The following is a 12,513-nucleotide window of genomic DNA, read 5'->3' as shown; positions in this document are numbered from 1 at the left end:
GTTCCCATTCCGAACACAGCCGTTAAGCTTCCCAGCGCCGAGGATAGTGAGGGGTTTCCCCTTGTGAAAGCAGGACGTTGCCGTGCAAGCTCTTTAACTTTTATTTTATGGAGGTTTAGCTCAGTTGGGAGAGCATCTGCCTTACAAGCAGAGGGTCAGCGGTTCGAGCCCGTTAACCTCCATTTTTTTGAGCCATTAGCTCAGTTGGTAGAGCATCTGACTTTTAATCAGAGGGTCGCTGGTTCGAGCCCAGCATGGCTCATTGCACTTTCTGTGCAATTTATAAATGACTTAACGCGGATGTGGCGGAATTGGCAGACGCACTAGATTTAGGATCTAGCGCTTCACGGCGTGGGGGTTCAAGTCCCTCCATCCGCATGTTGTTTTTATATTATGCCGGCTTAGCTCAGTTGGTAGAGCAACTGATTTGTAATCAGTAGGTCGAGGGTTCAAATCCTTTAGCCGGCATGTTTGCGAAAGTAGTTCAGTGGTAGAACATCACCTTGCCAAGGTGGGGGTCGCGGGTTCGAATCCCGTCTTTCGCTTAATTGATCAAGATTATAAGAGGTCAATAATTGAATATAGCTTTATATTCTACAGAGCTTTATACCCTTATTATTAGCCGGGGTGGCGGAACTGGTAGACGCACAGGACTTAAAATCCTGCGGTGAGTTTTCACCGTGCCGGTTCGATTCCGGCCCTCGGCACTTAACTTAATAAGCACCCTTAGCTCAATTGGATAGAGTACCTGACTACGAATCAGGCGGTTAGAGGTTCGACTCCTCTAGGGTGCATTTAAAGCATACGGGAAGTAGCTCAGCTTGGTAGAGCACTTGGTTTGGGACCAAGGGGTCGCAGGTTCGAATCCTGTCTTCCCGATTTCTTATGTAGAAAACACCGTAATGCTTTCTTACATAGGACGATGGCGGTGTAGCTCAGCTGGCTAGAGCGTACGGTTCATACCCGTGAGGTCGTGGGTTCGACTCCCTCCGCCGCTATATCTACTTATAGTACGCGGACCTTTAGCTCAGTTGGTTAGAGCAGACGGCTCATAACCGTCCGGTCGCAGGTTCGAGTCCTGCAAGGTCCATTCGTTTTTAATATTATCGCGGGGTAGAGCAGTTGGCAGCTCGTCGGGCTCATAACCCGGAGGTCACAGGTTCGAGTCCTGTCCCCGCAATTGCAATATGTAACTTGGTCCCGTAGTGTAGCGGTTATCACGCCTGCCTGTCACGCAGGAGATCGCGGGTTCGAATCCCGTCGGGACCGTTTAACATAATGCGGGTGTAGTTTAGTGGTAAAACCACAGCCTTCCAAGCTGTCGTCGCGAGTTCGATTCTCGTCACCCGCTTTTTGTTTGGGGCCTATAGCTCAGCTGGTTAGAGCGCACGCCTGATAAGCGTGAGGTCGGTGGTTCGAGTCCACTTAGGCCCATTCGTATCATTTATTGATATGGGGAAGTACTCAAGTGGCTGAAGAGGCGCCCCTGCTAAGGGTGTAGGTCGTTTACGCGGCGCGAGGGTTCAAATCCCTCCTTCTCCGTTTTTTATTTTTATTGCAAGGCCCCTTGGTCAAGCGGTTAAGACACCGCCCTTTCACGGCGGTAACACGGGTTCGAATCCCGTAGGGGTCATTAGTAGAAATCTACTATCATATATTTTTGGAGGATTACCCAAGTCCGGCTTAAGGGAACGGTCTTGAAAACCGTCAGGTGTGTAAAAACGCGCGTGGGTTCGAATCCCACATCCTCCTTATCCAATGTAACGATTTGGTCCCGTAGTGTAGCGGTTATCACGCCTGCCTGTCACGCAGGAGATCGCGGGTTCGAATCCCGTCGGGACCGTTTGTATTGGCGCAGTAGCTCAGTTGGTAGAGCAACGGATTGAAGCTCCGTGTGTCGGCAGTTCGACTCTGTCCTGCGCCATTTTTTTTTGCGTTGCGGGTGTAGTTTAGTGGTAAAACCACAGCCTTCCAAGCTGTCGTCGCGAGTTCGATTCTCGTCACCCGCTTCATATTTAAAAGACATATCTTTCAGTAAAGAAAGATATGTCTTTTTTTGTATTTTCATGCATGTTTATATAAGCTGAGTAACAAGTTATTGTAATCAAAAGTTCTTCTAATAAACTTTGTCGGTTCGGCTGTTTTGTGCTATATATCAGCTTAATAGGTATTCAAGAAGATAGTCAATTTTTAGAGGGATTTTGCTTTATTGCATAAAAAAAGTGTTGGCGAATATACACCAACACTTATCTGATATATAGAAACTGATTATATTATGATTGCGTAAGACTCTTTTTGAAGTGCCGAATTTGTCCGACTTCTTCAAATCCAGAAGCTAAATGGAAATTTTCACTTAACTGGTTATCTAATGTACAATCACTTGCAAATTCACTACAACCGTTTCCGATTGCCCAATGCTCGCAAGCTTGTAAAAGTTCAAATGCAATGTTTTTTCGTCTCATATTAGGTAAAACGTAAATGCCCTCAAGATAGCCGACAGGTGAAGAAGCTGTTCCTTCAACATAGTCATTCCGGAGTGAAACTTGTGCAAATCCCATGGCTTGTCCTTTTGAATAATATAAAAATAACTGCTCATTTGATAAGTTAATTTTTTTTGTGTACACAGTCTCTTTTGCTGTTGGCCATAATGACTTAATGAGAATCATTAAATCTGAGATATGTTCTTCGGTTACAGTGATAATCATTTTAGTATACCCTCAATTCTTATATCTAATTGCGCCATTACTAAAAAAATTTACATGAAGTAGGCTACTACAAGTATAATTAAATAATTAAGATTAAATATTATAGCTTTTTTAATGGGTGAAAGTCTTTCATTTGGTAATAACACTAGCGGTGCAGAGAGAAGCATCAATAGGCTGAACCAGTTGGTGATAGGCCATTGCAATAAAATGGCTAAAAGGTATCCTAAACTCCAACATACTGCTTCTATAACTTTTCTTAAAGTTCTATTCCAAGTATAGATTTCTACTATTAATAAGGGAAATAATAGTGGGAGAAAGTGTTGGAAACTATTTATAGAAATAAAATTAGCTTGAAGATAAAATCCAACTGCATTTAATAGGATTGCTTTAAATAGTACTGTTAATGCTAAAGCAAAACTGTCCAAGTCATAAAACTTAAAAATATATTTTCCTTGGACCATCAGACTATAACAAATCAATAAAATTGGCGTATAGAAAGCATACTGAAGTATAAAATATAGAAGACAGACTAGTATAACGAATTCTTGAAACAGTATTTGCTTTTTTCGTAGAGGCATATTGTTAATGAACGCATCGCCCAACGCCATTTCTATTAGTAGATTTGACAAAGCAAAAAGATAAAGTAAAGCAGTGGAAAGAAAGTGAATAGTTGAGTAGGGTAGTGAAAGAACGATACCCGTTGTTAAGTAAAGTATTGGTAACGTAGCAAACCAAAAAAGTTGTTGAGGAGGTAATTTCAATATTTTCAAGTTCAAATGATTTCATCCTTTAACTTTTATCTATTTGTTTTTATCATATCACAATTTAGTGATAATCTATGAAATTAATTTAAAATCTGAATGATTGTTTCATCTTAATATGGTAAAATAATGTAGGTTTACAATGAATTCCCGATAGGACGACCACAGACCAGGTCGGAAGCCTTGTAACCGATAATAGAACAGGGGGAATACTATAATGGAAAAAAAATTATTTACTTCAGAATCTGTTTCAGAGGGACATCCTGATAAAATTGCTGACCAAATCAGTGATGCTGTTTTAGATGCCATTTTGGAAAAAGATCCAGATGCTCGAGTTGCTTGTGAAACGATGGTAACAACAGGATTGGTTCTTATCGCAGGTGAAATTAGAACGAGTACTTATGTCGATATGCAAAAAGTTGCTAGAGATACGATTCGAGAAATTGGCTATACACGTGCTAAATACGGTTTTGATGCCGATACATGTGCTGTGTTAGTTTCAATAGATGATCAGTCTCCTGATATTTCGATTGGTGTAGATGATTCTGTTGAGTCCAAAGCTTCTGGAGATGAAGATCTTCTTAACAAGATAGGTGCTGGAGATCAAGGGTTGATGTTTGGCTTTGCTTCAAATGAAACACCTGAGCTAATGCCTTTACCAATTTCGTTAAGTCATCGTTTAACAAGAAGAATTGCTCAAGTGAGAAAAAATAAGACACTACTCTACCTCAGACCTGATGCAAAAGCACAAGTAACGGTTGAGTACGATGAAAATGATCAACCGAAACGTGTTGATGCAATTGTTGTAAGTACACAACATGCGCCAGAGATTGAGTACGAGACACTTAAAAAAGATATTATTGAACAAGTGATTAAAGAAGTTATTCCAGCAAAATGGTTAGATGAAGATACTAAATATTACATCAATCCTACTGGACGTTTTGTTGTCGGTGGTCCTCAAGGGGATGCTGGTTTGACAGGAAGAAAAATTATTGTTGACACTTACGGTGGATACGCAAGACATGGTGGCGGTGCTTTTTCTGGTAAGGATGCGACTAAAGTAGATAGATCAGCTAGCTATGCTGCGAGATATATTGCTAAAAACTTAGTTGCTGCTAAAATAGCAGATAAGGTAGAAGTTCAATTAGCCTATGCTATTGGGGTTGCCCAACCTGTTTCAATAGCTGTAGACACTTTCGGTACAGGTAAAGTAGAAGACTCAAAAGTGATTGAAGCGATTCGTCGAGTATTCGATTTAAGACCAGCAGGTATTATTAAAATGTTGGATCTCCAACGTCCTATTTATAAGCAAACTGCTGCTTATGGACACTTTGGACGTACGGATATTGATCTTCCTTGGGAGAATGTTGACAAAGTAGATGAGTTAAAAGAACTTTTAAAATAAGTATGAATCAAAAGACTTCAAGACTAGAGCTACGGTGTTCTAGTCTTTTTGTTATTTCAAAAAATTATTCAGGAGGTATTATGCGAAAAGAGCTTGCAGAGGGGGTTCATTTGAACATCTCGACGATTAAGAAATTTAAAACGATTTCGATCAGAATACAATTCAAGTCAAAGATTGAGTCAGATCAGATAACTAGCAAAGCATTGTTGGCTAATATGTTAAGTACAAATAGTCAGCATTATCCTACTCAAACAGATTTTAGAGGGGCACTTTCTTCATTGTACGGTGCTCAATTTTCAGTTGATGTAGAAAAAGCAGGGAATGTCCATCTTCTCACATTAGAAATGGATATAGTCGATGATCAATTTTTAGTTGAAAAAAATATTTTTGAAAAAGCTATGCTATTTTTAAAAAATGTTTTATTCTATCCAAATGCATCAGATTGTACTTTTCACGGAGAAACATTTGAAAGAGAAGTTGTTAATCTTAAAGATGAGTATGCCTCACTTTACGAGGACAAACAGGAATATGCTGGTGTTGAGGCAAGCAAATTATATTTTGATACATTAGAACAAAAGATACCTGCTTGGGGAAGATCAGAAGATTTAGAAAAGATTACTCCAAAATCATTATATAAGGTTTATGAACAAATGTTATCAAGTGACCAGATAACCATTACAATACTTGGAGATATTGATGAAAATCGTGTCACAGAAGTACTCAAGTCGTTTGATTTCAAAGATCGTTCGCTAATTGGAAATCAGATTTTCTACAAAGATAAAATATTTAATGGTGTGAAGCGTAAAACTGAGTATCAAGAAATAGCCCAGTCTAAATTAAACTTAGTATTTGACGCGTCTATTTATTATCATGAAGATTTGTACTATGCAGGTCAAGTATTTAATGGATTATTTGGAGGATTCTCTCACTCAAAACTGTTTACTGTGGTAAGAGAAGAACATGGATTGGCTTATGACATCGTTAGTGGAATAGACAGTTATAATGGTATCTTATATGTTCAGTCTGGTATTGATCATACTCAATATGAAACGGTAGAAAAAATGATTTTGAAACAGCTCAAACGTATTCAAGAAGGTGACTTTTCAAAGGAAATAATAGAACAGTCAAAATCATTATTAAAAAGTGCCTTATTTCAATCAGAAGATTATGCTGACAGTATTATTGAAAGACAAATAAGCTTTGAATTAATTGATCAGCCTCTACTAAGTCTTGAAGAATGGAAAGATAAAATAAATGCTGTTACAAAGAGTGAGATTATCGAAATAGCAAAAACGATCAAACTAAAAGCTGTATTTTTATTATCTGGAGGGCTTCGCTAGTATGGATAAATTTGTTTATAAAGAATTAAAAGAAACTGTTTATCGTAAAGAACTCAAAAATGGTTTAACGGTGATATTACTTCCTAAAAAAGAGTATCGAACAACTTATGCATTGTTTAGTACTGATTATGGATCCATTGATCAACTGTTTATTCAAGAAGGTGAAAAAAATAGTAGTCAATTTCCTCCAGGAGTAGCACATTTTTTAGAACACAAGCTATTTGAAACAGAAAATGGCGATGTATTCGATGACTTTTCTCGATTTGGTGCCTCAGCTAATGCTTTTACTGGAATAACAAAGACAGCTTATCTTTTTTCATGTACCGAAAATGTTCGAGAGAACTTGGATATCTTATTAAACTTTGTTCAAACACCTTATTTTACTGAGGAATCGGTTGATAGAGAAAAAGAAATTATCGGTCAAGAGATTCAAATGTATGAAGATCAACCTGAATGGATAGGCATGATGGGGTTATTAAATAATTTATATCCCAATCATCCGATTCAAACTGATATTGCTGGGACAGTAGATAGTATTAAGAATATAACAGCTGATGACTTGTATAAGAACCATCACGCTTTTTATCATCCTAGTAATATGCAATTAGTCGTTGCAGGTAATATTGACGTATATCGGACGATTAAATGGATAGAAGCGAATCAAGCAGCAAAATCTTTTGAAGCTATCAATAAAATTCAAAGGATTTTTCCCACGGATAGTGAGCAAATAATCGTCCCTTTCAAATCATTTAAAATGGATGTGGTCAAATCTAAAGTGTATATGGGGATTAAGGGGAGTAGACATACTCTACGTGGTCAAGAGGCTTTAGTGTATTCTCTGAAAATGGAATTTATATTAAAAATGCTGTTTGGAGAAACCTCTAGAACTTATTTGGATCTATACAATCAACAGATCATTGATGATAGTTTTAACTATGAACATACGATTGAAAGACAAGTTGATTATTTGAGTATTAGTGGAGACACAACTGATCCAGTAGAATTTACAGAAATATTTAAACAATTGTTGTTAACAGCTGTCCATAATCCTGATTTCAATGAAGCTCATTTTGAATTGGTTAAGAAGAGAATCATCGGTCAAGAGTTGCAGTCTTTAAACTCATTAGATTATATCGCTAATCAATTTGCTGATTTAACTGGAACCAAGGAAACTGTATTTGATATCATCTATTTAATTGAACAAATTGAACTACAAGAGATTGTTCAATTAGCCTCCCAATATCTGTTGGAACAGCGGCTATCTGTCTTCCATATCTTGCCTGATTTAGATGCGGAAAAGTCAAAATAATAGTAAAATTTTCATATTATATGTGAATGAAAAAAACGAAGATATCACATAAGAATAATCACCCTATACTCAACGTTTTTCGTATGGTATACTTTTAGAAATGGCGGAAATGTCGTCGTTTCATGTTTGTTTTTGTAACGTTATTTAAACTAAAATGATAGAAACGAAAGATTAAGATAGACCTAACTCTATATAAAGAGAATCAATATCCTTTTCTAACTGATTTAGTTAGATTTGTAGATGAGGAAGATTGTTTTTTATATAGGCTATAAGAATGATATTAGGGTAGGTGACAAGATTGAACGAAGTAGGCGAAAAGCTTAAAGAAGCTAGAAAAGCCAAAGGGTATACATTAGAAGATTTACAACAAATGACTAAAATACAAAAAAGATATTTAATCGCTGTCGAAGAAGGAAATCTGGAAGTCTTGCCAGGTAATTTCTATGCTCGAGCTTTTATCAAACAATATGCAGATACAGTAGGGTTGGACGGAGAACAATTGTTAAAAGACCATGCTGATATTGCTGCTCCTAAAAGCGAAGAAATTACAGAACAAGTGAGAACGACTCAAACCAGAACGAAGCCGAAAGAAAATGGTATGATCAGTACGATTCAAGATAGCTTACCAACAATATTGATTATTGTTTTTGTGGTAGCCATTGCGCTAGCATTCTATTTTGCTGTTCGTGGGACTTCTGGTAGTAATGAATCTCCTTCTGTTCAAGATGACCCAGCAAGTAAAGTCGAAGTAGACAGCAGTGAAGATGCTGAACCGAGTGATGATAACCAAAGTGAAGAACCTGCAGCGGACACCGAGAATGAAGAAGAAGCTGACTCAGAAGATGACGTTGTTGAAGAAGAACCAGCCTTATCTATCACACAAGAATCAAGTGATGGCAGAACAACCACTTATGCTGTTACAGGTGCTGAAGCTGGACAAAGTCTAGTGTTAACTGCCGAAGATGGAGAATCGTGGGTTAGTATAACGGTCGATGGGAATACAGTTGAGCAGCAATTATTGACATCGGGTAATTCTGCTTCAGCAGAATTAACAGAAGACACAGAGACCATTAAGGCTGTAATTGGGAACGCTGCTGCCACAAAGGTTGAATTTAATGGTCAAACCGTTGAATATGCAGAAGAATCTGCTAATGCAGTAAGACAAGATATGATCTTTGAATTTAAGAAATAGTGAGTTAGTGATCAAATAAAGGATCGGAGAGGTAAATAGATTCTTCGATCTTTTATTTGAATGCATAGGAGGATAAAATGAATTTACCCAATAAATTGACGATGCTTAGGATATTTATGATTCCTATATTTATTATCTTGGTTGTGATGCCCATCGATATGGGGACAATTGAATTACTGGATTCGGTTATTGAAATTAAATTGTTGATTGCGACAATCATTTTTGCTGTAGCTAGTTTTACAGATTGGCTAGACGGTTATCTTGCTAGAAAGATGAATATTGTTTCTAATTTTGGTAAATTTGCTGATCCACTAGCTGATAAGATGCTTGTTATGACTGCACTTATTTTATTGGTTCAATTGAACCTTGCACCTGCATGGGTAGTAGCGGTCATTGTTTGTAGAGAATTGGCAGTCACAGGTTTAAGATTATTATTAGTTGAACAAGGCGGCACAGTGCTAGCTGCTTCATGGCCAGGTAAAGTAAAAACCAATACTCAAATGCTTGCCATTATCTTTTTATTAATGAATAATTTCCCATTTAATTGGACGGGTATTCCAGTCGCAACAATCCTACTATACGTGTGTTTGGTTTTCACATTGTATTCAGGATATGACTATTTTTACAACGCTCGACACTTTTTCAAAGGAACGTTCAGTAGTTGATTATGAAAAAACGTGCTAGATCTCATTGGATCTAACACGTTTTTTTGGTTCTTAGAATGAAGCAATAGAGCGAACTTGTGATAAAATAGTGAGGTAAGTTGTATTTTCGTGAGCATCGAAAGATTCAACCAGTATATAGTAAGTAGGAGGAAAATGATGAGAGCTGAAGTAATAACGGTAGGAACAGAAATACTAATGGGGCAAATCGTCAACACAAATGCTGCCTATCTCTCAAAAGAACTATCCTTACTTGGGATAGAGTTATACCATCAAGTAACAGTTGGAGACAACCCAGATAGAATTGCTGAAGCAATAAAGACAGCGGAAAAAAGAGTAGATACTATCATTTTAACTGGAGGGCTTGGTCCTACAGAAGATGATATCACAAAAAGCGTTTTGGCAAACTACTTAGGTGTGGATTTAGTGACTCATAAACCGTCAGAAGCTAAAATTATTGAAAGGCATAAAGATCTTGATTTTAAAATGCCGAAGAATAATTTACTTCAAGCGTTGATCCTAAAAGGTTCACAGCCATTGATAAATGATCCTGGAATGGCAGTAGGTGTTTTTCATCAACAAGGTAATCATCAGTATGTATTACTTCCAGGACCGCCAAATGAGTTAAAACCAATGGTAGAAAACTATTTAAAAGAAAAATTAATAGAACAAGATGAGCAACATCAAGAATTATTATCAAAAATGCTTAGAATTTTCGGATTAACGGAAGCTCAATTAGCGGATAAAATCGAGAATATTATCAAAAATCAGTCAAATCCTACTGTAGCTATATATGCATCCGGTGGAGAACTGAAAGTGAGGATTACAGCTAAGGGTTCTACAAAGAGTGAATGTGAGAAAATGATAGATATAGTTGAACGTGAAATAGCCGAAGAAGTAGGCGATTATATATATGGGTATACAGATAGAGGATTGGCTAGTGCGGTCAATGAATTATTGATTGAACAAAACAAAAAAATCACTGCTGCAGAAAGCTTAACTGGAGGCACCTTTTTGGGAAGTATCACTAGCGAAGAAGGCGCTAGTAATGTGCTAGAAGGTGGTATGGTTGTTTATAGTACTGAGCAAAAGATCAATGAATTAGGTGTTTCGAAAGATACTATAGCGGCATATGGGGTAGTCAGCGGTGAATGCGCGATCGAAATGGCCGAAAAAGTAATGGAAAGATTCGGTTCAGATATAGCTGTCTCGCTGACAGGCGTTGCAGGACCGGGAAGACTAGAAGACCATGAACCTGGAGAAGTCTGGATAGGCATTGCACAAAGAGGAAAAACAGCATTTGCTAAAGAATATCGATTCAAATATGATCGCAATACAAATAGAGAACGAGCAGTTAAAAATGCTTTAAACCTCACTCGTCGAGTTTTATTGGATCTTTCGATTGAAAACAAATCCTACATCAATGATTGAGATGAAATGTGTTGTTAAAAAGTGAGATTGATTTATTGCGAATAAATGTTCGATTAAAGCTTGCTTTTTATAAAAAAAAACAGTAAAATAAGAAAGTAATAGAGAGAATGCATGTTTGCAATAAAGGAATATTCATAAAAGAATTCAAACATGAAATACCTTTCGACTTTAAAATGTAGATGATAAAATGTGCATTAAATAAGAAGCAAAACCATATAAATTCCTGAATTAATAGGAGGAGAATGAATTAATGACAGATGATCGTAAAAAAGCACTAGATGCAGCATTAAGTAAAATAGAGAAAAATTTTGGTAAAGGCTCAATCATGAAAATGGGCGAAAAAGTCGACACACAAATCAAAACGATTCCTAGTGGATCGCTTGCGCTGGATGTTGCCTTAGGGATAGGTGGATATCCACGAGGTCGTATCATTGAAGTGTACGGACCAGAAAGTTCTGGTAAAACGACTGTAGCGCTTCACGCGATTGCTTCTGTACAAGAAAATGGCGGAATAGCCGCATTTATCGATGCAGAGCATGCACTTGATCCAAAATATGCCCGTGCGTTAGGTGTTGATATTGATGAGTTGTTACTTTCTCAACCAGATACAGGGGAACAAGCTTTAGAGATTGCCGACGCATTAGTTTCAAGTGGAGCTGTTGATATGGTCGTTATTGACTCTGTTGCAGCATTAGTGCCGCGAGCAGAAATTGATGGAGAAATGGGTGCGTCACATGTTGGTTTACAAGCGCGTTTGATGTCTCAAGCACTTCGTAAACTCTCAGGATCAATCAATAAAACAAAAACGATTGCCTTGTTTATCAACCAGATTCGTGAAAAAGTTGGTGTAATGTTTGGTAATCCTGAAACGACGCCTGGTGGTCGTGCATTGAAATTCTATGCAACTGTCAGATTAGAAGTACGTCGTGGTGAATCTATCAAATCAGGTAAAGACATGACAGGGAACAAAACAAAAATAAAAGTGGTTAAAAACAAGGTTGCGCCACCTTTTAAAGTTGCGTTAGTAGATATCATGTACGGAGAAGGAATTTCTCAAGTAGGTGAGCTCGTAGATATGGGATCTGATGCTGAAATTATTGATAAGGCAGGCGCTTGGTATTCTTATGGTGAAGAGCGAATTGGTCAAGGTCGCGAGAATTCTAAACAGTATCTCGTAGATCATCCTGAAATGCTTGCTGAAATCGAGAAGAGAGTCAGAGTCGCTTATGATATCGGTAGTGAATCAGATATCGAATTTGTTAACGAGCTTAACGGAGAAGATGGTACGATCGTACTTGAAGAAAGTCCAGATGTGATTGGATCAGAAGAGACTGGAAACGAGAATGAGACCGGTAACGAAGAAGAGACAGGATCTGAAACACTAGACGTTTAATTTATTCGAAAGTCTAAATAACACCACTCAAAGAATATAACTTTGGGTGGTGTTATTTAGTTATATTTCGATTTGTGATCAAGCATTTATAATCCATAAAAAAATAGAAACTAAAGAAAATCACTGATAAAAACAGTAAAATCCTTCTCTTTCTCTAAACTGTATTGACACAATGCGTTAAGACCTTTAAAATTAGATTGTCTGTTACACTATTATGTTAATGAAAGATTTTATGACAAACGACAACTATTTTAATCATCAATAGGAGTCGCTTAACATAAGCAGTACCTGACTTTTTTATACATGAATTAAATG

At 37.4% G+C, this 12,513-nt stretch carries 9 protein-coding genes, 20 tRNA genes, 1 rRNA gene and 1 riboswitch; of the genes, 28 read left to right on the top strand and 2 right to left on the bottom strand.

Annotated features, from left to right (window positions below; translation table 11 throughout):
• From rrf to J5J05_RS02640, 21 genes are all read left to right on the top strand, one after another.
• Positions 1-86: ribosomal RNA gene (rrf, locus tag J5J05_RS13005) — 5S ribosomal RNA — on the top strand; the annotation flags it as partial.
• A gap of 23 nt (positions 87-109) precedes the next feature.
• Positions 110-182, top strand: a tRNA-Val gene (locus tag J5J05_RS02735).
• 7 nt (positions 183-189) lie between these two features.
• Positions 190-262: transfer RNA gene (locus J5J05_RS02730), tRNA-Lys, on the top strand.
• Between the two features lie 34 nt (positions 263-296).
• A tRNA-Leu gene (locus tag J5J05_RS02725) sits at positions 297-378 on the top strand.
• Between the two features lie 17 nt (positions 379-395).
• Positions 396-468, top strand: a tRNA-Thr gene (locus J5J05_RS02720).
• Positions 469-473: 5 nt separating this feature from the next.
• Positions 474-545, top strand: a tRNA-Gly gene (locus J5J05_RS02715).
• Between the two features lie 76 nt (positions 546-621).
• Positions 622-707: transfer RNA gene (locus J5J05_RS02710), tRNA-Leu, on the top strand.
• Between the two features lie 13 nt (positions 708-720).
• Positions 721-794 (top strand) — tRNA-Arg (locus J5J05_RS02705).
• Positions 795-805: 11 nt separating this feature from the next.
• Positions 806-879 (top strand) — tRNA-Pro (locus J5J05_RS02700).
• Positions 880-924: 45 nt separating this feature from the next.
• Positions 925-998, top strand: a tRNA-Met gene (locus tag J5J05_RS02695).
• A gap of 18 nt (positions 999-1,016) precedes the next feature.
• A tRNA-Ile gene (locus J5J05_RS02690) sits at positions 1,017-1,090 on the top strand.
• A 17-nt stretch (positions 1,091-1,107) separates the two neighbouring features.
• A tRNA-Met gene (locus J5J05_RS02685) sits at positions 1,108-1,180 on the top strand.
• 16 nt (positions 1,181-1,196) lie between these two features.
• Positions 1,197-1,269 (top strand) — tRNA-Asp (locus tag J5J05_RS02680).
• 11 nt (positions 1,270-1,280) lie between these two features.
• A tRNA-Gly gene (locus J5J05_RS02675) sits at positions 1,281-1,351 on the top strand.
• 9 nt (positions 1,352-1,360) lie between these two features.
• Positions 1,361-1,434, top strand: a tRNA-Ile gene (locus J5J05_RS02670).
• Positions 1,435-1,454: 20 nt separating this feature from the next.
• A tRNA-Ser gene (locus tag J5J05_RS02665) sits at positions 1,455-1,542 on the top strand.
• A 19-nt stretch (positions 1,543-1,561) separates the two neighbouring features.
• Positions 1,562-1,633, top strand: a tRNA-Glu gene (locus J5J05_RS02660).
• 29 nt (positions 1,634-1,662) lie between these two features.
• Positions 1,663-1,752 (top strand) — tRNA-Ser (locus J5J05_RS02655).
• Positions 1,753-1,770: 18 nt separating this feature from the next.
• Positions 1,771-1,843 (top strand) — tRNA-Asp (locus J5J05_RS02650).
• 8 nt (positions 1,844-1,851) lie between these two features.
• Positions 1,852-1,924, top strand: a tRNA-Phe gene (locus J5J05_RS02645).
• 14 nt (positions 1,925-1,938) lie between these two features.
• Positions 1,939-2,009 (top strand) — tRNA-Gly (locus J5J05_RS02640).
• Between the two features lie 264 nt (positions 2,010-2,273).
• Here J5J05_RS02640 and aac(6') read toward each other — a convergent pair.
• Positions 2,274-2,705: an aminoglycoside 6'-N-acetyltransferase gene (aac(6'), locus tag J5J05_RS02635; protein WP_244244586.1), complete on the bottom strand. Its 432-nt coding sequence runs from the start codon at positions 2,703-2,705 to the stop codon at positions 2,274-2,276.
• Positions 2,706-2,755: 50 nt separating this feature from the next.
• Entirely contained in the window at positions 2,756-3,475 is a 720-nt protein-coding gene (locus tag J5J05_RS02630) for a hypothetical protein (RefSeq protein ID WP_208559139.1), read from the bottom strand.
• Positions 3,476-3,598: 123 nt separating this feature from the next.
• Positions 3,599-3,686, top strand: a riboswitch (SMK box riboswitch).
• On the opposite strand from J5J05_RS02630, the gene metK reads away from it, so the two are divergent.
• From metK to recA, 7 genes are all read left to right on the top strand, one after another.
• Positions 3,681-4,871, top strand: a complete 1,191-nt coding sequence (gene metK / locus J5J05_RS02625; RefSeq protein WP_208559141.1) for a methionine adenosyltransferase — start codon at positions 3,681-3,683, stop codon at positions 4,869-4,871. It overlaps the preceding riboswitch by 6 nt.
• A gap of 80 nt (positions 4,872-4,951) precedes the next feature.
• A complete protein-coding gene (gene yfmF, locus J5J05_RS02620) occupies positions 4,952-6,211 on the top strand; it encodes an EF-P 5-aminopentanol modification-associated protein YfmF (RefSeq protein WP_208559138.1) in 1,260 nt (419 codons plus the stop codon).
• Position 6,212: 1 nt separating this feature from the next.
• Positions 6,213-7,520 carry an EF-P 5-aminopentanol modification-associated protein YfmH gene (gene yfmH, locus J5J05_RS02615; RefSeq protein WP_208559137.1) on the top strand — a complete coding sequence of 436 codons (1,308 nt, stop codon included), beginning with the start codon at positions 6,213-6,215 and terminating at the stop codon, positions 7,518-7,520.
• A gap of 289 nt (positions 7,521-7,809) precedes the next feature.
• The gene (locus J5J05_RS02610) at positions 7,810-8,712 is read left to right on the top strand and encodes a RodZ domain-containing protein (protein ID WP_341868494.1); all 903 of its coding nucleotides are present in this window, start codon (positions 7,810-7,812) and stop codon (positions 8,710-8,712) included.
• A gap of 77 nt (positions 8,713-8,789) precedes the next feature.
• On the top strand, positions 8,790-9,377 hold the full coding sequence (pgsA, locus tag J5J05_RS02605) for a CDP-diacylglycerol--glycerol-3-phosphate 3-phosphatidyltransferase (RefSeq protein WP_208559135.1): 588 nt from the start codon (positions 8,790-8,792) through the stop codon (positions 9,375-9,377).
• A gap of 156 nt (positions 9,378-9,533) precedes the next feature.
• Positions 9,534-10,805 (top strand): competence/damage-inducible protein A, encoded by a 1,272-nt coding sequence (locus tag J5J05_RS02600; protein ID WP_208559134.1) that lies wholly within the window; start codon positions 9,534-9,536, stop codon positions 10,803-10,805.
• A gap of 250 nt (positions 10,806-11,055) precedes the next feature.
• Positions 11,056-12,198 carry a recombinase RecA gene (gene recA / locus J5J05_RS02595; RefSeq protein WP_208559133.1) on the top strand — a complete coding sequence of 381 codons (1,143 nt, stop codon included), beginning with the start codon at positions 11,056-11,058 and terminating at the stop codon, positions 12,196-12,198.
• Positions 12,199-12,513: the final 315 nt, after the last annotated feature.

The organism is Marinilactibacillus kalidii (genome assembly GCF_017599325.1).
In the GTDB taxonomy this organism is placed as follows: Bacteria; Bacillota; Bacilli; order Lactobacillales; family Carnobacteriaceae_A; genus Marinilactibacillus; species Marinilactibacillus kalidii.
The sequence above is the reverse complement of the archived record's forward strand: the minus strand, read 5'-3'. Positions and strand labels throughout refer to the sequence as shown.